We start from the raw sequence: 21191 nt of genomic DNA, 5'->3' as shown, positions 1-21191 counted from the left end.
CCAGTAAAAAGCTAGTTACCGTCAAGCAGAAAGCCATCCTTTTGATCATTTCTCTCCCACACCTCCTCATAAATAGATTGGAACTGAGCATGTGTTTCAGGAGCCGCATGTGTTTTGAAATGAGAAAATAGTCCAAAACAATTGGCAATAAGTAGTACGTGGTTAATTGTAACAGCTTTTTCAAAAGCGTTTATTAAACAATTGAAACCATATGGATATCTGCCTTTATTTAGGCTGTACTTAGCCATCTTGTACCAAAATCGCACGTATTCTTCAGGTAAAACTTGTTGTGTATACATGTCAGAAGATAACGGCTCCTGATACGCTGCAATTTGGGATTCAAAACGCTTAAGGATATGGTCTACATCTACATTGTACCGATTAGCCACTTCAATGACGTTTATTAATTCGGAAAAAATCTCTTTTTCGGCAGCCATATGTTCTACGTAATCCGGCAGAACACTGATGTCCCCGGACATAAGTCTATTGACGTACGTATTAATTTTCGCCCATTGCAGATACTGCTTCTTCCAATAGAGAGACTCGGAATCTTGTTCCTTCACCCAACTTAGATCGGCATAACCTCGAATATGTTCTAATGCCTGTTCATGATCGCCTTTTGCATCACAAGCATTAGCACACAGCAACTCGGAGTAAACTATGTATACAAACAGCGGCCTGCTTAGCCTTTTTCGCGGCTCTGTTCCTTTACGCTTGGAGTTATGAACCAAATTATATTGGATCTGTCCTAATTGACCCATCTGATGGGCAAATTCATACACCTTGTCCCACATACTTAATGATCTGTACACGTTAGCCAAATCTTTTAATGCATCTAATTGCTCTATCTCGTCTAAACGATCCACAAAAGGGGCAAATTCAATGGCAGCTTGAAGATTTACAGCTCTATCTTGTCCAATATTGATTTGGAACAAACGATACTGGCAGACCGCCAATCGCTCTGAATGCTGCTGCTTCTCACTTTCAGCCACCTTTTTGTAAAGGTATGCCGCTGCTTCGTTGTAACCGTCTTTGTATACATTTTCGGCAACTTCAAAGAGCGATGGCGGATAATTAGGGTTATCCAATAACATAATTACAACTCGCTGCAAGCAGTCGAGTCGTCCTAGTTCAATGCATCGGTATAAGAAAGGGCTTATTTTTTTCCAGTTTAGCGGAGATTCTTCAATGCATTCTTCAATATAACGTTCGTAAAAATAATCCGGTGGTAAATTCATTCCCGCAGTAATACTATCCAGTTGATGAACAGAAATAGATCGGTTACCAGTCACAATGCTACTAACTGTACCTACATTCAAATCAATCGTGTGACCAAACTTGGTCATCGTTAAGCCTTTTCGTTTCAGATAAGTTTGAATTTCTGCCTGTATCGTAGGTGTGATTTCCATGGACAAACCACCCTTTCAGCATTTTCATAGAATTTCAATTTCAATTTCAATAAACAATGTAGTTTGGAAACTAATGGTATAATTATTGATTTTCTTTCACGATAATACCATCTTTTGGAACAAACATAAATGCTTTTACTTTATTGATTTTTATATTTTTTTTAGGAGATCATTGGATGTTGGACAATGGAAGGAGAAGATCACTTGAAAAATACAGGTATGACACGTCCCTTGGATACGTTAGGCCGGATTGTTATTCCTAAGGAGATGCGAACCTCTATGGGGATTCAAGCTGGTGAGTCTTTAGAATTTTATTTGGATGTTGAAACAGGATTATTGAGCATGCGAAAGTATATAGGAGTCTGCTGTCATTTATGCTATTCGGTTCAGGATTTAAGCTATTTCAGGGGTTCATTTTTATGTAAAAAATGCATAAACGATCTGAAGGGAAACATAGGTGTGAGTCAAATGCCTGTCCCTGTTATTAAGCAACCTGCGTGCAAAGAAAAAAATGCACATCGGTCGTCTTCACAACATTTGGTTGAGAAGCTAAGAAGACTCATGCGCGAGCATCCAAACGCCAAGCAAGGCGAATACGCTGAACGGCTCGGCGTATCCCAAGGCCGTATTTCCCAGCTTAAAAAGCTATTATAGGTATCGCTCAACTCTTATTCTAGCAAAGCTAAATAACCAGTCGCTGGTTGATTTCTTGCGACTGGTTATTTCAACTTCCAAGCCTATATTTGCTGTAAATTATGGAATTAAACCTATCAAAGTGGTATATTGACTCAAAGCTAAAAACTAATGTTGAAGTAGGTGTATATATGAAATCACACGTTTTAATTTATGATGGTTATGTGAGTTTTGAGATTATGCTAGCAACCTATTTTATGAAAACCAAAGGGGACATTGTTACGATTGGAGTAACCAAAGACCCTGTAATTTCCTATGAGGATTTTAAAGTTACGCCTTCGGTAGCCCTTGATGAAGTGTCTGCTGTGGATATTCAACTCCTAATTATACCTGGCGGAGATAACACCCCATTAAAGACGAACAAGCAGCTTCTAGCTCTAATTAATACATTGAATAATGATCATAAAGTGATAGCGACCATTTGTTCTGCCACTGAACTACTGGAGATAGCAGGTGTCTCCTATAAAAATCCTGTGAATCATCCAACGGGTCTGGAGATACACAAGAATATCATTACGGCTAAACCAAATCAGTATGTGGACTTTGCAATTGAAATAGGCAAGGTGATGAACATTTATACTGATGATGAAGATTTAAAAGAAACCATTGATTTTTTTAAGCTCTTTAAAGATAATTGACTCTTCTGCTCTCCCACAACAATCACTTTATATATGGTGATATTTAGGATACTATAGTGAGGGAATTAGCATACATAAGAGGGGTAATTAAAATGAATGACAAATTAAAGGGGCTATTAGTGGGCTTAACCATTGGTATGATGATTACTGGTGCAACCGCAATGGCTGCATCTGGAACAAGCGTAAATGCTGTTGTGAAAAAGTTTGATGTATTTTTAGAGGGGACAAAAAAGAACACTGCCGATGGCTTGATTTACAACGGAAACACGTATATCTCTGTTAAAGATATTGGGATTGCAGAAAGCAGACAAATCAGCCTCATTGATAATAAACTGTATTTAGGTAAACAGCAAAAGATGATTACAGAAAATCAAGCACTCCATATTCTTTCTGATAAAATAAAAAAGGATGCTGTTAAATATAATTTAAACTTAATGGTTGAAGGTTTGGAAGGAACTAAATATTGTATAAGAGTTTACGAAGATTTCCCTGATCACATTGCAACTTATGGATTCTATTATGTAGATAAATACACCAGTAAAGTAACTAAATATGACATAGCACAAGATAAGGAAGTGGAAATTTAAGGATGGGTTTCCCCCATCCTTTTTTTATTGTCAAACGATCTACTCCTCGACTTATTCAAGAGCAGATATACCACGGTATCCCCGGCTAACGCTTCAATTGAGCTTCATTCGAAGCGCCGGACTTACGATCGAATGTAATCGGGCCTTTACGGTTCACAAGCCGTTTCAAGTCCACGGTCATTTCATTCTTCAACTTATCAATGAGCTGTTCCTCTTTGATGCCTTTGCTTTTAGCAACCTCGGCCAACGACTTCCCTTGTCCCAGCTCTTTCTCTAACTGGACAGGAGTGATGCCCAGCAGCTTGGCTACTTTCTCGTTAAGATGGTGATTCAAGCCGCCAGGACGTTTGCCGTGTCTATGTCTGTGCACATGCCCGTGTTCGTCCTGTGGTTCAGCATTCCATTGGCGGGCTGCCCCTTGGATAGAGTCGTTGGGAGTGAGAGTTTGCAACGAATTACTCGGTTCCGTCCCGGAAGCTCCAGCTGCACCCGCAGTGCCAAACATCATCACTCCTCCATACAGAATAGCAGCGGTCAATTTCCATTGTTTTTTCATGTTGCAGACCCTTCTTTCATCCTTTTTAAAATAATATTTTCTTTTCCCGCTATTTTTATTCATATTTTCGCCTGTTAAGTAATCATAAGACGGGAAAAAGAAATTATGAACATTGCTATCACAATTATACCCAACCTTCGATCTACACGCGCTCCTTGGGAACCCTATCCTGTAGAGTGAGCAAGAATGAATAACTATACTTTCTACAATATAACTTGAAATTTTTCAAGTTATATATTAAGGAAAATATGATAAAATTAAATTGTAAACGTTTACAATTTAATTTTTGGAAAGACATGTTGCATCAAGCTACTACAGAATGCACTGCATCATAGTGAAGCTACAGGAAGAAAGTCCAATGAAACAAAAAATAAGGTTATTTTTATGGACATCCAAACGCACGAGCAAAACCATATCGATCAGCGAGCACTTCAAAAAGTGGGAAGACATGGACAATATGTATGAATATTCACTTGCTGTAGAGGGATACCAAAACAGTCGAGTGCCAATGTAACTAGTAATACAATTACGATTGGCGGCAATAATGGCACCAGAAACCAAGAGATCGAGCTCGTTGTAACAGCCGATGACGGGACATGGGATGCTTATATTAACTATTTGGAGATCGAATAAAATTTCAAATCTAGTAAAGAGTTGAATCGGTTCGGAGTATCGGAACATCCATACTATATTAAAATAACTAGGAGGTAGACCCATGTTTATAGCTAAAGCAGGAAAATGGACGGCGATTATGTCAATCACCTTGTCTTTATTCACAGGCTCGCTGGTGATCTCGAGCAACCAGGCGCTTGCGGCTGATTGCTCGAGCGGTTATGTAGCGTTAACCTTCGACGATGGTCCCAATCCCTCTAACACCAAAGCGCTTCTTAGTGCTCTGAAGCAAAACGGTTTACGCGCGACGCTCTTTAATCTTGGACAAAACGCGCAGAATAATCCTTCGCTTGTACGTGACCAGCAAGCAGCAGGCATGTGGATCGGTAATCATTCATGGTCACATCCGCATATGACACAACTGAGCACATCGCAGATGTCATCGGAAATTACACGCACGCAGCAAACGATACAGTCCATTACTGGCACGGCACCAAAGTTGTTCCGTCCTCCGTATGGCGAGACCAACGCAACCCTCAAATCCATTGAGACCCAAAACGGTCTTACCGAAGTATTGTGGAACGTTGACTCCCAAGACTGGAACGGCGCCTCCACCGCACAGATCGTAGCTGCTGCGGGCAAACTTAAAAACGGCGATGTGATCCTGATGCATGATCAGTACCAGACTACACTCCAAGCTATTCCACAAATTGCACAGAACCTCAAAAATCGTAACCTTTGCTCTGGTATGATCTCACCAAGCAATGGCCGGGCGGTAGCGCCTGATGGCGGAAACGGCGAAACGCCGCCAAACAAAGGCACAAAAGTGGAAGCAGAGAATATGACCAAAGGCGGTCAGTATACTTCAAATATCAGCTCGCCGTTCAACGGAGTGGCTTTATACTCCAACAATGATTCAGTGAAATTCACACAGAATTTTACCAGCGGCACCCATAGTTTTTCACTCCGTGGTGCTTCAAATAATTCCAACATGGCCAAAGTTGACTTGAAAATTGGTGGACAAACGAAGGGTACCTTCTACTACGGCGGGAACAGTCCTGCGGTCTATACTTTAAACAATGTCAGCCATGGAACCGGAAATCAAGAGATTGAGCTTGTTGTAACAGCCGATAATGGGACATGGGATGCTTATCTTGACTATTTAGAGATCATCTAATTTAAAAAAACAAAATCCCGGCGGGATCTTCCTGGCCGGGATTTTTGTCGATATCCTTTTTACAACATTCTCAATGTAAAAATAACAAAATCTTGAAAATTGCAATCTGTTGTATAATGGCGGGTAACAACTAGAAGTCGCTATAAAAATATTCATAAGAGATGCAGGTGATGGCGATGGAATGGTATTTTGCATACAAAGACGAATTGGAAAAAGTATTTCGTCAAGCGGAGGAACGGACGTCCACGTTTCCAGCTCCCTTTCAGCAAGAGGGTTTGGACTATCTGGCGCGTTTTAATCCGTTGCGGGAAGACAGCACGCGTAATTACATATGCTATTTGCTTCCATTTTGGCTGCAAGAACTCACAGGACTGCCCCCCGAAACATGCCGCAGGCTGTCACTTGGCAACGTGTTCGTCATGGCTCACTATTTAATTCAAGACGATGTGATGGACACAGCAGCAGACAACCGTAAAACGCAACTCGCTTTAAGTCAACTATTCTATACCGAGTGTCTAAGCGTATATCGGGACCTTTTTCCGGCAACCTCTCCTTTTTGGTCATATGCCCGAACGTATGTTGATGAATGGGCCGTTAGTGTGATATCCGAAGGAACAGAGGACTATTTTCAAGGAGAAAAAAATAAGGTCGCGCTGAAAGCAAGTCCATTAAAAATGGCCGGAACGGGTGCTTTGCTGCTCGCAGGCCGTGCTGATCTGATTCAAAACATTACAAATATGACGGACTTGGCGCTACTCGTGCTTCAAATGTCGGATGATTGGGCGGATTGGTCAGAAGATTTGGTCGAACATAGCTATAACTGTCTTTTGTCCCATATCAGTGCCGAGCAAAAGACGGCTTACTGTGAAGGATTGGGACCCAAACAGATTCAGGAAGCGATTTATGTACGCGGTGCGCTTGCCAGCTATGTGAACATTGCCGATCAAGCAGTCCAACAGTTAGAGACCCTGGAGCCTTCTATCCACGGCCTACATAGCTTTGCACATTCTATCGCAGCTGAGCTGGGCGAAGTGGCGGCAGAAATTGAAGGCGGACGCTCGCATTTGAGAAGAGGCGGACTTGACTACTGGCTCTCCAAAAATATGAAATAATGCTAGATTTTTCTGAGCCCTTCGTGGTATACTGACTAGGTAAATATAACCAATTGAATGAGAGGGTGATTTTTGATGGCTACTGAAGTTCTTCAAACACAAGTCATTCAAAAAGCTTGGGAGGATGCCAGTTTCAGAGAGAAACTGATGACTGATCCCAAATCTGCAATTCGTGATGTGTTAGGAGTCGTGATCCCCGATCATATCCAAATCAAAACATTAGAAGAAACGCCTGATCAGTTTTTTCTGGTAATTCCTCCAGACCCCTCCGGCGTGCTCGCTGCATCCCAGAAACCTCGCTCAATGTGGTAGAATGATTGTTAATGCTTATTTAATCTAGATTCCTTAACCTCATAGGGGTGGGCTCAGCAAGCTTCCCTCCGTTTTCTCCGAACGCAAAAAAAGCCGGATATTATCCGGCTACGGGGAAGCGGATGGTCGCTTCTGTTCCCACCCCTTTTGCACTTGTAAAAGTTATTTTTCCATTCATCGTTTCAATAATCCGAAAAGTCACCATCATTCCTAAACCCGTGCCTTTTGTCTTATTCGAAAAATAAGGCTCACCTAGTCTGGATAAAGTCTGAGCATCCATCCCTTCACCATTATCCCGAATATGAATGACAGCTTCTCCGTTATCCACATAAGCCCATATATGAATAAGCCCCTGGTCTCGCAGCGCTTCAATACTGTTTTTGATGATATTGATGAACGCCTGCTTGAACTTGGAGGAATTCCCGCGTACTTTGATTTCCTGGGGAATATCCAGCGAAATTTTTCCACCTTGCAAATTAGCCATTGGACTGATGATTCCTTCAATATGCTTGAATTCGTCCAATATGGTCAACGTTTTGGTTTGGTCAAATTCTGGCTTGGCAAAGGTCAGAAAATCAGTAATAATCGCGGAAGCTCGATCCAGCTCCTCCAGAGCGATATGTAGATAGTCTTTGTTCTTACCATCCTCCTGCTTGCTCATCAACTGAAGAAATCCACGTGTAACTTGAAGGGGATTACGTACCTCATGAGCTACAGATGCAGCCAGATCGCTAATAATCTCCATTTTCTCCGAACGTTGAAGCTCATTATTGAACATTTCCAGTTCTCTGGAATACCGAACCACCTGCTTGTGCTTTTCTGCCAGTCTTCTGCCCAAAATCGCGATCAACGCCAGTACAAAACCGAACACGCCCCATTTCCACAAAAACATATTGTAGTGTCCGTCCAGAATGAAAAACCAGCTCAGTTCCCCGATAGAGATGACTGCAAAAAATGCAAAGCCTGTCGATAAGATGATCGCTTCGTGATCACCCTTAAGTGCCATGCGAACCGAAGCAAATACCAGCAGTATCATTAAGGCGACGAGTAATATACCCAGAATGACTACACTAAAAAAATAATATATGTTGTTCAACCGCTCCTGTGCTCCTAAATTCACAATCATCATGGTAAAGCAGAACAAAGAGTAGGCGGTTAACAACTTTCTGAATTTGCGAATCAGTATAATCGAATTGATGTTTTGCTCAAAAAAGAAGGCTAATGAGGGCAGCAGAATAAATAGTGCCACATCAAAAAGTTGTAAGTACAGCTTGCCATAGCCGCGATAGAATGTATACAAGAATGGTGAATACGTTACGATCATCAGACCAATAGACAATACAATCGCACTTAGAGACAGCCACATGGCCATACTCGGACGGAACAGAAAAAACGAGCAGATCAGCAGCACCAGGGCGATAAAGATAAACGTACTGCCCAGTACAATATCTAAAACATCCATTCTGACCAAGGTCCCCAACAAATCACGATAATCACCGGTCATCACATTACCGATGATGCCCAGTCTTTTCTTACTGCTTTCCGTCCATATGTATAATGTTTTACCGCTGTCTTCCGGCTTCAGCGGAATCAGAATACGATTATTCTCATAATTGTACCCACGGTAGGATTCGTAAAAATTGGTCCCATCCTTATACAGCGTAATATGCCTGCCATAAATATTTTCAAAAAGTATCGCTGGCGTTTCATCATTTAGCGAAGGTAACTTAATACGAATCCAGGCGGAGCCTATATTGCCGGGCTGCCTAAGCAGTTGTGTATCATCTTCAATATGCATCCAGATCTTGCTGGGATTCTTTACCTCATCTAAAGAGCCATCCTCGTCTACCTCTCCCCATCTCATATCCCAGGAGGGTATTTTATAATCCCCTTCCGGGGTCATTTTGGCCGCATAGGCGGAGTGACCCAGCGACAACAGCATCACAATGACCGCTAGCAGGGCGGCGACAGCTTTGGGCACATGCCTCATATTAAGCACCTCAAAGTTACATAGTAGGATTTACAAGTTTGTATACGTTTTAACATTTTTTACGTCCTGAAATTATATTATTCTATACGATGATGTGCATACCTTCTTCACAAGAAGGATATCATGTTCTTTTTACTCATTTTTTGTAAAATCTTCATATTGATTAATGATCATTTCCTGTTCGCGCCGCTCTTTCTGCTCTCTAAGCCCCAACCATGGTTCACAATCTTCATCTTCATAGATCGTCCAAATATCGGAAAATAAATAATCGCGTATTTCTACTATTTTTCCGGCCTGTCCGCCATCTGTCCAGTATAAGCCTTCCGGGCGCCTAATGAGGGTGCGGGAAAATCCCGGGGTAGATGCCTTTTGTCCTACGCGGATACGACTAATCATCGGACCAAACATGTACCATTCCAATTCATATCCCTCCCTATCTTCTTTATCATATCACAGCAGTTACCAAAAAAACGCTAATTGAGAATGGGCATCTCCCTATTCGCATGATTTTAACTTCCTACAGACACACTAACTGAAGGTTTAGCCGTTCCGCTGTTTGGGTAAGGTCGGAATAAGCAACAAAAAGTAAAGGAGCTGAGCAACATGGCAAATCGTGACGATCGAACTACTGAGCTACATGACAATGATTTTGAGCCTTCTCTGCAAAATGCAGAAACCAACTGGGAGAATCTGACCGAAGGGCCGGATACTCCTCTGGAGGACGTACCAGATGCCGATGAACTGACACCGAACAGTCCCGTTGATCCTTCTGCTCCTGCCGAATTCCTGCATGGTACCGATTTGCTGAATGGTACCGATGGGGATGAAGAAGATCAACTGGAAAGCGACGATATGCTGGATTAACCACTTCATTTTATCGAGTGAAAGAAAACGGTTACCCATTCTGCTATGCGGGTAATGTAGTGTATAACAGAAAGGAGTTGACTGATCTCCTATGTATAAAGATCCGATGTCTCAGGCCGATATGGAATACAAACGGTATAAAGCCTTGAATCCTGTGGAAGCAGACGACCGTAGGACTGCGGACAAGACGAATACGGACGATACCTCGACCGAAGATAACCCACGAGGAGTCGCATCTGCGAATCCCGAACCCAGGGATCAAGGAAAATAAAAGGGCAGCAATTCAAGGGAAAAAACTTGAACCTGATAATCAGGGCTTGCCTTCTGCACCTACTTTGTTTAAAATAAGGTCAAATCTTTTGAATACCATTAACAAAGACATCGACGGAGACAAGTAAACGTCTAACGGATTCCCACAGAAAGGTACGAATTGCTGAGAGCGTACCGCAATCCCGCGTTGAAATTCACTCCCGAGTCGAGCCTTGAACCGACAGAAGGATTCATTCCTTTGTCCGAGTAGAGGTTTCCGGAAGCCCCCGTTACGGGCATCAAGCTCAGAAGTTACTGCTGTCGACTGAACGACGTTGACGATTCGTATGTATACTTCTGTAATTAGGGTGGTACCACGGCATTCGTCCCTTGCGACGAGTGCCTTTTTGTGTTATTTTCTGCAAGAAAAGTTTATGGACTGACAGAAAAAACAAATTAAATTCGGGAAGGGTGTAGTACTGTATGTCTACAAATGAAAATTCTTTGGAGCTGCTGCGTGAACAACTCGATGCTACAAATTTGCAATTGCTGGAGCTGCTGTCCCAACGCGCTGAACTGGCCGGTCAACTTGGAAAATTGAAGGAAGCTCAAGGGGTACCTGACTTTGATCCGGTACGTGAGCAACAAATGCTGGACAAGCTGATCGCGGCTAACCGTGGGCCTTTTGACGATGCTACGATTCGCCAACTGTTCAAAAATATTTTCAAGGCTTCTTTGAACTATCAAAAAGAAGAACACAAAAAACATCTGATCGTCAGCCGCAAAAATCAACCAGATAGCACAATTATTAAGGTTAAAGATACGCTGGTAGGCGGCAAAGCCTCCATCATGGTCGCAGGTCCATGCTCGGTGGAAAGCTACCAGCAAACTCGTGAAGTAGGTGCGGCTCTCAAGGAAGCCGGTGTGCCGATTCTTCGTGGTGGCGCGTTTAAACCACGTACGTCTCCGTACGATTTCCAAGGACTGGGCGTGGAAGGACTGCAAATTCTCAAACGTGTAGGCGACGAGTTCGGACTGGCTACAATCAGTGAAATCGTCGATCCAAGACATTTGGAGGAAGCGATCCAATACATCGACATTATTCAAATTGGTGCGCGTAACATGCACAACTTTGAATTGCTCAAAGCTGCGGGTGAAACCAGAACTCCGGTTCTGCTCAAACGCGGACTGGCTGCAACAATGGAAGAGTTCCTTCATGCTGCTGAATACATCGTTTCCCGTGGTAACACGCAAGTCATGCTGATTGAACGCGGTATCCGTACGTACGAAAAATGGACGCGTAACACGCTGGATATTTCCGCTGTTCCGATTTTGAAAAAGGAAAGTCATCTGCCTGTATTGGTGGACGTGACTCACTCGACAGGACGTAAGGACATCCTGGCCCCTTGCGCCAAAGCTGCCCTGGCTGCTGGAGCCGACGGTATCATGGTGGAGGTCCATCCGAACCCGGCAGTCGCTTTGTCCGATGCTCAGCAACAGCTGAACATTCCTGAGTTCCACAACTTCCTATCTGAAGTCAAAGAATCCGGTTTATTCAAAGCGTAAAACTAATTTTATGCTGGGACTTATAAACCGCTTTCATTTTCTCGGACATTGATGTAAAATTGAATCAGGATTGTGACTGATCATGCAGGCAAAACCTAAATGTATATATGCTCGACTTTTGTTGAGACATATATATGTTTAGGTTTTTTTTATGCCTAAATCTTGAATATCTACATGGTTATAATCCTAAAAAAACATCATAGGAACGTTCAGAGAGGGGAACAGAAATGAGAGAAAGAAAAGGGTTAAGCATTTTTCTATTAGCCATGATATGTATTCTGATCATCAGTGGCTGCAGTGGTAAGGCGCCCGCCGTAGTGAAAGATGAAAGCGCTGCTCCAACAGAAAAACAAACGGAAAATAAAGTAGAAAATAAAACAGTCAAGGCCAGAACAGTGATCACTACTGATGGAGAAGTAGATGATATGAACTCTGTCATTCGCTTTCTTCTCTACTCCAATGAAATGGATTTGTCAGGGATTGTACTGACTAGCTCCGTATATCATTATGCAGGTGATGAAAAGGCTGGCATCAAACCATTTAGATGGACCGGAACACAATGGGTAACGGATATGATTGATGCCTACGGAGAGATTTATCCCAACTTAATCAAACATGCAGAGGGATATCCAAAGCCTGAATATATCAAGAGCGTTACCAAAATAGGTAACATTTCAAATAAAGGTGAAATGGACAAAGAAACGGAAGGCTCCAATTTCCTTAAAACGCTTTTTCTGGACGATGACAAAAGAGATTTATACGTTCAAACTTGGGGTGGAACCAATACCACGGCCAGAGCTCTAAAGTCTATTGAAGACGAATATAAAAATACAGATCAATGGGATACGATTCAAAAAAAAGTAAGTGATAAACTCGTGCTGTACATCATTCTGGACCAGGACGATAGCTACAACAATTACATCGCTAAAAATTGGCCTGACATCAGAATTATTAATGATCAATCTAACTTCTGGCATTTCGCTTATGCTTGGAAAATGCACACAGAAGAAGTAAACAGCAAGTTGCATGGGGAATGGAACTTCAAAAATATTAAAGATGGTCATGGCAAGTTGCTCAATATGTATGCCTTGATGGGCGATGGCAATATCATCAAAGGCGAGTTGGATGAAGAACAAAGAGGCAGTGAAGCCTACTTGAAGAAAAATCCACAATACGACAAGTATGACTTTATTTCTGAAGGTGATTCTCCATCCTTCTTCTATTTAATAGATAACGGATTGCGGAGTATGGAAAACCCAACCTACGGTGGCTGGGGAGGTCGTTTCGGTGTCGTTAACGATAAATTATTTAGAAATACCGTGTTGGATTATGATGTGCATACGAAAAAATTCGAAGCAGAATATTCTCTGATGCGTTGGTTTGATGATATTCAAAATGACTTTGCTGCTCGTGCAGATTGGGCTATGGCATCCGACTACAAAGATGCCAACCATAATCCAACGTTGACCATTAAAGAAGGAATAGACCTAACCGCTAATCCAGGGGAGAAAATAACCCTGCATGCAGAAGGAGCAGATCCTGACGGTGATCAATTGACCTATAAATGGTGGAGATATTTTGAAGCAGACACGTATGAAGATTCTAAAGTAAAACCCGCACAAGTTAAACCTGAATTGCTGGGGGAAATGCAGCTTGGGCTTCATCGTGAAGTAGCTAAAGGCGAGAAAGTAAACACGATTGACTTGCAAGGTAGTGATACGAATGCAGTTAGTTTCACAGTTCCTGCAGATGCTAAGTCAGGGAATACGCTTCATATCATTGCAGAGGTACAGGACAATGGAAAACATCCTTTAAAGCATTATCAACGTGTGATTGTAACCGTAAAATAATAGAACACAACATCCAATAAAATTAGGCTCATGGAATAACACTCCATGAGCCTGTTTATTTTTGCACATCGGACCTCAGACAATCTCTATACACGTTTAATGCTTTTTTCAGTCAAAGGAATATAATATCCTTTGCCATTTGGGCCCATAGCAAATTTATTGCGAAGATGAATTAGATTAGGGCCGAATTTCTCCTCTAATTGTTCACGGAACTCATATAGGATTTCCATGATATAAATATCATGAATAATCACCTCCGTAATCGGCATCACCAGACCCGGATGCAACGTCCATGCAGCGCGGCTGTCATCACCAAGTGAAAGTATGCCAGCTACGACCTCCCGGTCGTCTATGCTAAGTACAATCCACCGACCCCCAATTTCGGACGTAATCTCTTCACTCATATCATGGCGGTAAACAGTAGCGAAATCAAAGTTAAGCTCCCCATACGCTACAATGATCACTTCAATTCCTTGTTGGGCTACTTGCTCTAAGGCATCTCGGAACACCTCGGCATCCTCTTTCCAAATTTCCAATAAAATTCGGTGTTTTGCTCCTTTTACCCCTTCATTTATGCGATTGATAATGGCTTCATACCCCGAAATATTCCAAATATTCTCTCTGTTTTGAAATGATGCCGTGTACTGCTCCAAACTCTCTTGCGCCACATTGAAAATCTGCTCTGCTTTGCGTTTTCTCTGGGCAATCAATTCATGTGGCGGAAGCGGCACATACAGAGGCGTATTTTCTTGACTGACCATGATGTCCCCACGGTTGACCATTCCAGACAAAACCTCGTAAATTTTGGATCTCGGTACCCCGGAATTCAATGAAACGGCGTATCCCGAAAGTGGAGAGCTTTCCAATAAGGTCACATAAGCCTTGGCTTCATATTCACTAAAATTCAAATCCCGTAGAATTTCTAATATATTTGGTTTTGGTTTCATGACGTCTTCTCCTCAATTCGTGTTCATCCTTACTATATCACTTCCCCTTGACAAAAACTGATATACACACTATCTTTTTAGTAACGTTTTTATAGTAGTTACTATAGTAGCGACTATTATTATTTCACAGGTGATTACCTCAGGGAGGATTTAACTTGAACAAAGTCATAGCTCATCACAGCAAAAGCAACCGGATTTACTACGGTTCTACCATTCTGGCCCTATTAATCTGGAGCACATCGTTTATTGCCACCAAAGCAGCCTACACGACGTTCCCCCCTCTTACCTTGGGTCTATCCAGATTTATTATAGCTTCCGTTGTACTAGGTATCGTTTTGCTGATTAAAAAAGAACATGTCAAAGTAAAGCCAAAAGATTTGGCTACGATTTCGTTTAGTGGTGTTTTGGGAATCACTCTCTATTTTTCAATGGAGAATATAGGGGTTAGCCTGACTACCGCTTCCAACGCAGCATTAATTGTTGCATCCTATCCCGCAATTACATCGCTGCTTGAACTTATTTTTTATAAAGTGAAAATATCCAAATATAAAATTTGCGGCATAGCACTGGCCATGATCGGGGTATATTTCTTGACTTCAGTTGGCGAAAGTTCGGATAGTAAGAATCAACTCATCGGAAATTTAATATTAATCGGGACAGGTTTTGCGTGGGCGTTTTACACTTTCATGACGCGCAAGGTTGTGGACAAATATCCACCCGTGACGTTATCTTTTTATCAAACCGTTGCAGGGAGTATCTTTTTTATACCGTTGGCTCTATTAGAAAAGGATCGTTGGCAGGTTCCAACAACAGGATCGTTTATGTTGTTAGTATATCTGGGTGTATTCTGCTCCGTTATCGCGTTTTTGCTATATAATTACGGATTAATCAAGCTGTCACCGAGCAGTTCCGTTTCTCTGATGAATTTGGTTCCGATATTTGGAGTCTTATTTTCTGTGTTGCTTTTGCAAGAAACGATTACATGGCGCCAAATCATCGGCGGTTTGGTCGTTATTATCGGTGTTTTACTAAGTGCCCATCAAACAAACCGTACCTAAAATGATAGATTGCACACTAGTTAGAAAAGTTAAGACAAGCATCGTTGTTATAATTATCCGCGCTACAATACAAGGGCGAGTGACCTTACCAAAAGTTTCTCGCCCATCGGTTACATTTATGCCGTCGGTTTTTTTTCTTTTATATAAAAAAGGTGGTTATATTGATTGATGAGGTTATCCATAATTACAGACTGTCTGAGCACACTGGCATGATTAAAACCATGTTTTGCTTGCAAAATATACAGCTTTTGACGAGCATTCTCAAGCTGTTGACGCAAAATGTCGTCTCTTATCATAATATATCCCTCCTTGTCATATTATCAGTGTAGAGGGTTATGAATAAGTATACTAAAAGTAAAGGTTTGGGATAATTATCTAATCACGCAAAAAAAGACCTGCTCTAGGAGCCTTAAGCTTATGCCATTAGACAATCTGCTGTCATTCTCCTATCCGGCAGAATGAATATCCTGATCCGTGACGTTCTTCTTGGCTGAAACCGGAAAAACGTTTTTTCCCTTGGCCCATAGCAACAACGCTGCAAGCAGCAATATGCCACCGTTTAACACAAAGATCCAGCGGATTGGCATCCAGCTGCCAAGCATGCCGCCAATCAACGGCCCCGCCATGGTCGCGAGTTGGGTGGCTGATTGATTCAAGCTAAAGGCTCGTCCGCGAAACTCCGGCTTGGTGACCTCCACAGTCATTGCGTTGATAGCAGGCATGACGGACGTATAAAACAATCCATATCCAAACCGAAGCGCACCAAAACCAACGAAGTTGGTCACATAAAATTGTAAGATGTTCCCGATTCCCGAACCGATCAGTCCAATCAGCAGCACATGTGCAAATCCGGTCCGTCCCCCAATCCGTCCCCATTGAGGAGCCATCAACACCGCCGCAATGCCTACGGCTGAGAATACAATCCCGGAACTTAGAGACGCTTGGCTGCGGTCAACTCCCATCTCAAGTACATATACCGTAATTAACGGTTCCAATATCATAACGGAAAAGGTACTTATCCCAGCCAAAATAAGCAAAAAATACAATGGCCGGTTAGCAATAGCCTCCTTGATATCATCACGAACATGCGAGCGGGTACGGGTTCCCTTGAAGCTGTCCTCTCTAGCGCCAAAGGTCGCAATTAATGCAGATACCAGTACAAGAGCTGCAGAGAAGAAAAAGGCATTCCGATTGCCATAATAATGGCTCACTACACCACCGATCAACGGGCCTATAATGCTGCCTGTCGCCCCAGCGGTCGCCATTATACCGAGCGCATAGCCCGTTTTCTCTTCTGGCGAACCCGTTCCGACCAGCGCAATCGCAGCAGGAATAAACCCGGATAGAAGGCCTTGAAACAGTCGTACTCCTACGAACACATATGGATCTGTCACAAAAGCACATATCAGGTACAACACCGCCAGGCTAAAGCCTGAACGAATCAGCATCGGCTTACGTCCATATTTATCTGCAAGCGAACCCCAAAATGGGGCAATCAGCGCACTGGCTAAAAAAGTGACTCCAAAGGCAGTCCCCGACCACAGTTCCAAATGATCATTTACGCCCATTTCCGTATTCAGAAAAATAGGTAAAAACGGAATAGACACGGAATAGGCCATGCTGCAAAACAACACGCCAATCCACAAAATGACCAGGTTTCGCTTCCAATATAGATGCATGATGCCACACGTCCCTTCTGCTCATTCCATTATTACCCCCTCAATTAGAAAAGTCTACCGCCCCCTCATCCTTCCATCGTGGAACAACCGTGAAGAAGCTGATATAATCGAATGGAATGGAGATGATGACATGGCTAAGAAGAGAAATTCGTCTTCCCCTGCTCCTGCGGCTCAGGACAAACCTGCTACGTTAAAGGATCTGTTGAGTCAGGATGTGCTGAATAAGCTTAAGGCTCAAGCCAATGAAGCCCAAGCAGAACAGGACAAGCGTAAAGAAGACGAACGGCAGCGTGCCGTCGAAGCAAAAAAAGCTGAACAGAAGAAGCTGGATAACAACTTTGAGCATCTGCTGAATAACAGCAATTTGGACTGGCACAAATACAAATAAGCCAAAACCATAACGGTTTTGGCCTATCTTTACGCTTTATGTTATAGCCAGTCACGAATATGTTGTACTGAGTACAGCACCCCTACCCAAACCGGCAGACTGAACGCCATACCCCATATGAGACCTTTTGCCAGCTTTTTGTCTACCTCCATCATGATCCTGCCCCTTTCCTTGGGAATAGCAGCAGTATGGGTCAAGAATACGGCTTTCAAACCCGTATTTCCTTATCCCCAGCAAAAAAGGTATGATAGAAAATGGAAAAGTGTTCTGCGCTGCCCCCAAACTTTAAATTAGGATGTTACACCATCCAACCTTTCAGGAGGAATATCAATGAACCGAAAAACGATACGCCCATGGTACACGCTGTGCCTACTGGCCATCATGCTCGTGCTGGTTGCTGGATGCGGTACAAAAGCGGCCGATGTGGAAGCTGCCAGCCGGACAAGCACTTCAACTCCTGCTGCGACTAAAGACAAGAACAAGGCTGTTTCCCATCCGATTGTCACGATTGTCATGAATGATGGCAAGAAAATTAAGCTTGAGCTGTATCCGGAAGTAGCACCGAACACGGTTAACAATTTCATTTCTTTGGTACAAAAGGGAGCCTATAACGGCACCATTTTCCACCGTGTGATCCCAGGCTTTATGATTCAGGGTGGTGATCCGCAAGGTAACGGTACAGGTGGCCCCGGCTACAGTATCAAAGGCGAATTCAAGAGCAATGGTGTTAACAATACACTCAAACATACACGTGGCGTATTATCCATGGCCCGCTCAGCGGATCTGGATTCGGCCGGATCGCAATTTTTCATCATGGTTGCCGATGCGGACTACCTCGACGGTCAATATGCCGCTTTCGGTAAAGTAACGTCCGGGCTGGACGTGGTCGATGCTATCGTCAATTCCAAACGGGATAGCAATGACAAACCGATCCAACCGGCTACGATGAAAAAAGTAACTGTGGATACGCTGGGTAAAAAATATCCAGCTCCAGTCAAAGTAAAGTAAGACATTCAAATTATTCTTTCAAAACGGGATAACAGCAACGACCTTGCGCATACGCGTGAGGTCGTTTTTGCTTATCCCTTGATGCTCTCTAAGCTGCTGCCTCTATGATGTAGTAAGAGTATATACACAAAAGGAAGCGTTTTCAATCATTATTTTCAAAGTTTTTTTCCGTTATAAGAGCCGCCAGCGTTCGACAAAAAAACTACTGTATGAGCAGTAAATATTCGTCTAATTGGACTTGGCCTCGACTGAACGAATACCTTCCATCTCTTGCAGCAGTGACAGCAATTCCTCCACTCCCTCTGACCGGGACAGCTTTAGAAGCATATGAATAACCAACTGTTCACCGTTATTGATGCGCTCGGCGTGAAAACTGTGAATGGTCAGCTTCTTGTGCTCCAACAGTTCTTTGATCCGATTCAGTACGCCCGGTTCATTGTCGACCTGAACAACCACTTGTCGCGTAGACGGGGTAGCCATCTGATAAAACCGACTATGGAGCAAGGACTGAGCCGCTAAAATAAACAGCGTCACACCTGCACCAAGCCCATACATCCCTGCACCTACGGCTATACCGATTCCGGCGGTAGTCCAGATGCCTGCGGCAGTGGTCAATCCTTTGATTCTATTTTTTTGTGTGAAAATCATCCCTGCGCCGATAAAGCCGACTCCACTTATAACCTGCGCTGCTATTCTGGAAGGGTCCAGCGACAGGTTAGACCAGACGGCTTGATCCTGAAACCCATATTTGGATACCACCATCATGAGCGCTGCGCCAATACCGACAATGAAATGCGTGCGAATGCCTGCCTCCTTCATCCGACTCTTCCGTTCATAGCCGATTAACGCACCGCACAAGCCAGCGAACATGACCCGAATCAGATAATCCCAATCCCACATACTTTTTTCACTCCACTATTTATTTATGTTTTGAAAAGATGTTGCCTTAATATATACAACTCAATAATGCTACGGCAAATGAGCCGTTTATACAGCTGTTATTTTGTTATTACCCAAATTTTAAGGTATCTTCACTTCATGCTCTGGCAGATTGCGATGTACCTTTCTCCCCTTAAGCAGCCACAACTCCGGTGTATCCTGTACACCATCAAGGCGCAAGCTGAACGCCCCCGCTGGTAAATTGCGTATACGCAGCAATAGACGGTTTCCGTCTGCTACGGCATCCACAAGCTCTAACAACGTTAGTGAATCCTTCCTTAGGTGGCGGCTCAGGTCACGTGTTGTACCTGCTCTGTCCTCCCGGCTCCATATACGCAGCTCATCTACAGACGGTGTAGCAATCCGCTTGCTGAAAGAAATAACCACCTCATCTTCAGCTGATCGTTCCGCCTTAAGCGGTTTGGGCGGCTCATCGTACATGTAACCACCCAAATGGTATTCATAGGCGGTCCAGGCGTCGTACCCGCCCTCCAAGGCGGCAGCGCCAAACCGCCGCGTCCACTCATGGTCCCGAACCATACGCGCGAGAGAACCGATATCCGCCTGCACCCCGAGGGGCAGGCCCGGATAAGCGGCTCGTATCGACTGCGCGATGCGGGCGTAGCCGCGAGTATACTGCGGCGGCAGACGGCGACGCATCCAGTCCGGCCAATGGGTCTGGAGCACGTGCATATCCGGGGCTACGCACCCGATCATGGCTACCGCGTCAAGACCCTGCCATTCCCGTAGCTGGCCGGGGACATCGCCGCGTCCGCTCACAGCAAGCGACCATGTCGCCACACAGATGTCCGGTCGGACATCTCGCACACCACCCGCACCGTTTACCAGCTCGCTGATCAGGCCATTCACGGCGTCCACACGCAGATCAACCCACTGCGCGTACAGCTTCGGAACCTTCCGGTAATAATTCCGCGCATGCTTGTCGCGAAAATCCGGAATGTCCTCACCGCTACGCTCGCGAAAGGCGCGCTGTGCATGTGGCCCAATATCCCCGTACACTCCACTGCGCAGCCCGTTCCATTCGGGGAAATAAGGCTCCGCCACCTCGAACCCGTCGAACGGAATGTCGGTGACGAGCCGGGCAGCAGCTTTCTTTTTCCATTCCACATACTCCTGGGCAAAATGCGAAAGCCGCTGAAACCCGTCGTTCGGTTCGCGCAGCAGCTCCATGCGCCATCCTTTCCACTCCGGCGGCAGCTGGGACACGCCAAAAGAACCGTTGCCTAGCACCATCGCCCACACCGCTATGCCTCTGCGTTGAAAAGCAGCAACAAGCGCTCCATCCACTTCATTTTCACGCACGACAAAATAATGAACGGTCTGGTAGCCCGCAAGGGCGATCTCATCTGCTATACTGTCCCGCGAACGGTTCGCGTAATAGGGAAACAACGGATCGATTTGAATACTGGGGCCGCTCAGTGCCCACGGTTTCACTTTTCCGGTCAGTGCTATAGCGTCTGTCGATTCGGGTTGGTCATTTGCGTTATAGCTCAATTCGATCCACCTCCGTCACCCGGTCTTCCCCGATACGTGTTC

At 43.9% G+C, this 21191-nt stretch carries 22 protein-coding genes, 1 pseudogene and 1 other annotated feature; of the genes and pseudogenes, 14 read left to right on the top strand and 9 right to left on the bottom strand.

Features of this window, described 5'->3' with window-relative positions; all coding sequences use genetic code 11:
• Window positions 1-11 precede the first annotated feature (11 nt).
• Window positions 12-1409, bottom strand: a complete 1398-nt coding sequence (locus tag MKX46_RS21220; RefSeq protein ID WP_318627019.1) for a helix-turn-helix domain-containing protein — start codon at window positions 1407-1409, stop codon at window positions 12-14.
• A gap of 204 nt (window positions 1410-1613) precedes the next feature.
• Between MKX46_RS21220 and MKX46_RS21215 the strand changes: the two genes are divergently transcribed.
• From MKX46_RS21215 to MKX46_RS21205, 3 genes are all read left to right on the top strand, one after another.
• Entirely contained in the window at window positions 1614-2063 is a 450-nt protein-coding gene (locus MKX46_RS21215; protein ID WP_307348181.1) for an AbrB/MazE/SpoVT family DNA-binding domain-containing protein, read from the top strand.
• Between the two features lie 170 nt (window positions 2064-2233).
• Entirely contained in the window at window positions 2234-2740 is a 507-nt protein-coding gene (locus MKX46_RS21210) for a DJ-1/PfpI family protein (RefSeq protein ID WP_165144515.1), read from the top strand.
• 92 nt (window positions 2741-2832) lie between these two features.
• Complete coding sequence (locus tag MKX46_RS21205) at window positions 2833-3327, top strand: hypothetical protein (protein WP_029516121.1); 495 nt, start codon at window positions 2833-2835, stop codon at window positions 3325-3327.
• A gap of 85 nt (window positions 3328-3412) precedes the next feature.
• Here the strand turns inward: MKX46_RS21205 and MKX46_RS21200 are convergent, their stop codons facing one another.
• A complete protein-coding gene (locus MKX46_RS21200) occupies window positions 3413-3883 on the bottom strand; it encodes a hypothetical protein (protein WP_341071758.1) in 471 nt (156 codons plus the stop codon).
• 391 nt (window positions 3884-4274) lie between these two features.
• Here MKX46_RS21200 and MKX46_RS21195 point away from each other — a divergent pair.
• The 4 genes and pseudogenes from MKX46_RS21195 to MKX46_RS21180 all read left to right on the top strand — a co-directional run.
• Window positions 4275-4516, top strand: a pseudogene (locus tag MKX46_RS21195) (hypothetical protein); the annotation flags it as partial.
• 82 nt (window positions 4517-4598) lie between these two features.
• Complete coding sequence (locus MKX46_RS21190) at window positions 4599-5672, top strand: polysaccharide deacetylase family protein (protein WP_341071757.1); 1074 nt, start codon at window positions 4599-4601, stop codon at window positions 5670-5672.
• Window positions 5673-5848: 176 nt separating this feature from the next.
• Window positions 5849-6784, top strand: a complete 936-nt coding sequence (locus MKX46_RS21185) for a hypothetical protein (RefSeq protein WP_029516118.1) — start codon at window positions 5849-5851, stop codon at window positions 6782-6784.
• A 75-nt stretch (window positions 6785-6859) separates the two neighbouring features.
• The gene (locus MKX46_RS21180) at window positions 6860-7096 is read left to right on the top strand and encodes an NHLP leader peptide family RiPP precursor (RefSeq protein ID WP_013309068.1); all 237 of its coding nucleotides are present in this window, start codon (window positions 6860-6862) and stop codon (window positions 7094-7096) included.
• Between the two features lie 100 nt (window positions 7097-7196).
• Here MKX46_RS21180 and MKX46_RS21175 read toward each other — a convergent pair whose 3' ends face one another.
• Both MKX46_RS21175 and MKX46_RS21170 read right to left on the bottom strand, forming a co-directional pair.
• Complete coding sequence (locus MKX46_RS21175) at window positions 7197-9086, bottom strand: sensor histidine kinase (protein ID WP_029516117.1); 1890 nt, start codon at window positions 9084-9086, stop codon at window positions 7197-7199.
• Between the two features lie 132 nt (window positions 9087-9218).
• Window positions 9219-9506: a hypothetical protein gene (locus MKX46_RS21170; RefSeq protein WP_023987328.1), complete on the bottom strand. Its 288-nt coding sequence runs from the start codon at window positions 9504-9506 to the stop codon at window positions 9219-9221.
• 183 nt (window positions 9507-9689) lie between these two features.
• On the opposite strand from MKX46_RS21170, the gene MKX46_RS21165 reads away from it, so the two are divergent.
• The 4 genes from MKX46_RS21165 (at window position 9690) to MKX46_RS21150 (ending at window position 13615) form a co-directional block, all read left to right on the top strand.
• Complete coding sequence (locus MKX46_RS21165; protein ID WP_029516115.1) at window positions 9690-9950, top strand: hypothetical protein; 261 nt, start codon at window positions 9690-9692, stop codon at window positions 9948-9950.
• Between the two features lie 91 nt (window positions 9951-10041).
• Window positions 10042-10221 (top strand): hypothetical protein, encoded by a 180-nt coding sequence (locus MKX46_RS21160; RefSeq protein ID WP_029516114.1) that lies wholly within the window; start codon window positions 10042-10044, stop codon window positions 10219-10221.
• A 101-nt stretch (window positions 10222-10322) separates the two neighbouring features.
• Window positions 10323-10593, top strand: a binding site (T-box leader).
• An 89-nt stretch (window positions 10594-10682) separates the two neighbouring features.
• The gene (locus MKX46_RS21155; protein ID WP_029516113.1) at window positions 10683-11765 is read left to right on the top strand and encodes a bifunctional 3-deoxy-7-phosphoheptulonate synthase/chorismate mutase; all 1083 of its coding nucleotides are present in this window, start codon (window positions 10683-10685) and stop codon (window positions 11763-11765) included.
• A 227-nt stretch (window positions 11766-11992) separates the two neighbouring features.
• The gene (locus MKX46_RS21150; protein ID WP_341071756.1) at window positions 11993-13615 is read left to right on the top strand and encodes a DUF1593 domain-containing protein; all 1623 of its coding nucleotides are present in this window, start codon (window positions 11993-11995) and stop codon (window positions 13613-13615) included.
• A gap of 86 nt (window positions 13616-13701) precedes the next feature.
• On the opposite strand, the gene MKX46_RS21145 is transcribed toward MKX46_RS21150, so the two are convergent.
• A complete protein-coding gene (locus tag MKX46_RS21145) occupies window positions 13702-14562 on the bottom strand; it encodes a TrmB family transcriptional regulator (protein ID WP_165176560.1) in 861 nt (286 codons plus the stop codon).
• 155 nt (window positions 14563-14717) lie between these two features.
• On the opposite strand from MKX46_RS21145, the gene MKX46_RS21140 reads away from it, so the two are divergent.
• Window positions 14718-15620, top strand: a complete 903-nt coding sequence (locus MKX46_RS21140; protein ID WP_341071755.1) for a DMT family transporter — start codon at window positions 14718-14720, stop codon at window positions 15618-15620.
• A gap of 116 nt (window positions 15621-15736) precedes the next feature.
• On the opposite strand, the gene MKX46_RS21135 is transcribed toward MKX46_RS21140, so the two are convergent.
• Together MKX46_RS21135 and MKX46_RS21130 are read right to left on the bottom strand one after the other, a co-directional pair.
• Window positions 15737-15916 (bottom strand): aspartyl-phosphate phosphatase Spo0E family protein, encoded by a 180-nt coding sequence (locus MKX46_RS21135; RefSeq protein ID WP_023987319.1) that lies wholly within the window; start codon window positions 15914-15916, stop codon window positions 15737-15739.
• Between the two features lie 150 nt (window positions 15917-16066).
• Complete coding sequence (locus MKX46_RS21130) at window positions 16067-17299, bottom strand: MFS transporter (RefSeq protein WP_341071754.1); 1233 nt, start codon at window positions 17297-17299, stop codon at window positions 16067-16069.
• A 130-nt stretch (window positions 17300-17429) separates the two neighbouring features.
• Between MKX46_RS21130 and MKX46_RS21125 the strand changes: the two genes are divergently transcribed.
• Together MKX46_RS21125 and MKX46_RS21120 are read left to right on the top strand one after the other, a co-directional pair.
• On the top strand, window positions 17430-17687 hold the full coding sequence (locus MKX46_RS21125; RefSeq protein WP_023987317.1) for a YqkE family protein: 258 nt from the start codon (window positions 17430-17432) through the stop codon (window positions 17685-17687).
• Window positions 17688-18017: 330 nt separating this feature from the next.
• Window positions 18018-18695: a peptidylprolyl isomerase gene (locus MKX46_RS21120; protein ID WP_029516108.1), complete on the top strand. Its 678-nt coding sequence runs from the start codon at window positions 18018-18020 to the stop codon at window positions 18693-18695.
• Window positions 18696-18923: 228 nt separating this feature from the next.
• Here MKX46_RS21120 and MKX46_RS21115 read toward each other — a convergent pair whose 3' ends face one another.
• Both MKX46_RS21115 and MKX46_RS21110 read right to left on the bottom strand, forming a co-directional pair.
• The gene (locus tag MKX46_RS21115) at window positions 18924-19595 is read right to left on the bottom strand and encodes an MgtC/SapB family protein (RefSeq protein ID WP_069010363.1); all 672 of its coding nucleotides are present in this window, start codon (window positions 19593-19595) and stop codon (window positions 18924-18926) included.
• A gap of 120 nt (window positions 19596-19715) precedes the next feature.
• On the bottom strand, window positions 19716-21149 hold the full coding sequence (locus tag MKX46_RS21110) for an N-acyl-D-glucosamine 2-epimerase (RefSeq protein WP_069010362.1): 1434 nt from the start codon (window positions 21147-21149) through the stop codon (window positions 19716-19718).
• Window positions 21150-21191 lie beyond the last annotated feature (42 nt).

The sequence above is a fragment of the Paenibacillus sp. FSL P4-0113 genome, from assembly GCF_038009305.1.
Lineage (GTDB): Bacteria > Bacillota > Bacilli > Paenibacillales > Paenibacillaceae > Paenibacillus > Paenibacillus polymyxa_D.
This window is presented reverse-complemented; position numbering and strand designations above follow the sequence as displayed.

Coding starts and splice junctions, on each gene's coding strand:
- MKX46_RS21220 (WP_318627019.1), bottom strand. CDS start 1,409: ATGGAAATCACACCTACGATACAGGCAGAAATTCAAACTTATCTGAAA.
- MKX46_RS21210 (WP_165144515.1), top strand. CDS start 2,234: ATGAAATCACACGTTTTAATTTATGATGGTTATGTGAGTTTTGAGATT.
- MKX46_RS21205 (WP_029516121.1), top strand. CDS start 2,833: ATGAATGACAAATTAAAGGGGCTATTAGTGGGCTTAACCATTGGTATG.
- MKX46_RS21200 (WP_341071758.1), bottom strand. CDS start 3,883: ATGAAAAAACAATGGAAATTGACCGCTGCTATTCTGTATGGAGGAGTG.
- MKX46_RS21190 (WP_341071757.1), top strand. CDS start 4,599: ATGTTTATAGCTAAAGCAGGAAAATGGACGGCGATTATGTCAATCACC.
- MKX46_RS21185 (WP_029516118.1), top strand. CDS start 5,849: ATGGAATGGTATTTTGCATACAAAGACGAATTGGAAAAAGTATTTCGT.
- MKX46_RS21180 (WP_013309068.1), top strand. CDS start 6,860: ATGGCTACTGAAGTTCTTCAAACACAAGTCATTCAAAAAGCTTGGGAG.
- MKX46_RS21175 (WP_029516117.1), bottom strand. CDS start 9,086: ATGAGGCATGTGCCCAAAGCTGTCGCCGCCCTGCTAGCGGTCATTGTG.
- MKX46_RS21165 (WP_029516115.1), top strand. CDS start 9,690: ATGGCAAATCGTGACGATCGAACTACTGAGCTACATGACAATGATTTT.
- MKX46_RS21160 (WP_029516114.1), top strand. CDS start 10,042: ATGTATAAAGATCCGATGTCTCAGGCCGATATGGAATACAAACGGTAT.
- MKX46_RS21155 (WP_029516113.1), top strand. CDS start 10,683: ATGTCTACAAATGAAAATTCTTTGGAGCTGCTGCGTGAACAACTCGAT.
- MKX46_RS21150 (WP_341071756.1), top strand. CDS start 11,993: ATGAGAGAAAGAAAAGGGTTAAGCATTTTTCTATTAGCCATGATATGT.
- MKX46_RS21145 (WP_165176560.1), bottom strand. CDS start 14,562: ATGAAACCAAAACCAAATATATTAGAAATTCTACGGGATTTGAATTTT.
- MKX46_RS21135 (WP_023987319.1), bottom strand. CDS start 15,916: ATGATAAGAGACGACATTTTGCGTCAACAGCTTGAGAATGCTCGTCAA.
- MKX46_RS21130 (WP_341071754.1), bottom strand. CDS start 17,299: ATGCATCTATATTGGAAGCGAAACCTGGTCATTTTGTGGATTGGCGTG.
- MKX46_RS21125 (WP_023987317.1), top strand. CDS start 17,430: ATGGCTAAGAAGAGAAATTCGTCTTCCCCTGCTCCTGCGGCTCAGGAC.
- MKX46_RS21120 (WP_029516108.1), top strand. CDS start 18,018: ATGAACCGAAAAACGATACGCCCATGGTACACGCTGTGCCTACTGGCC.
- MKX46_RS21115 (WP_069010363.1), bottom strand. CDS start 19,595: ATGTGGGATTGGGATTATCTGATTCGGGTCATGTTCGCTGGCTTGTGC.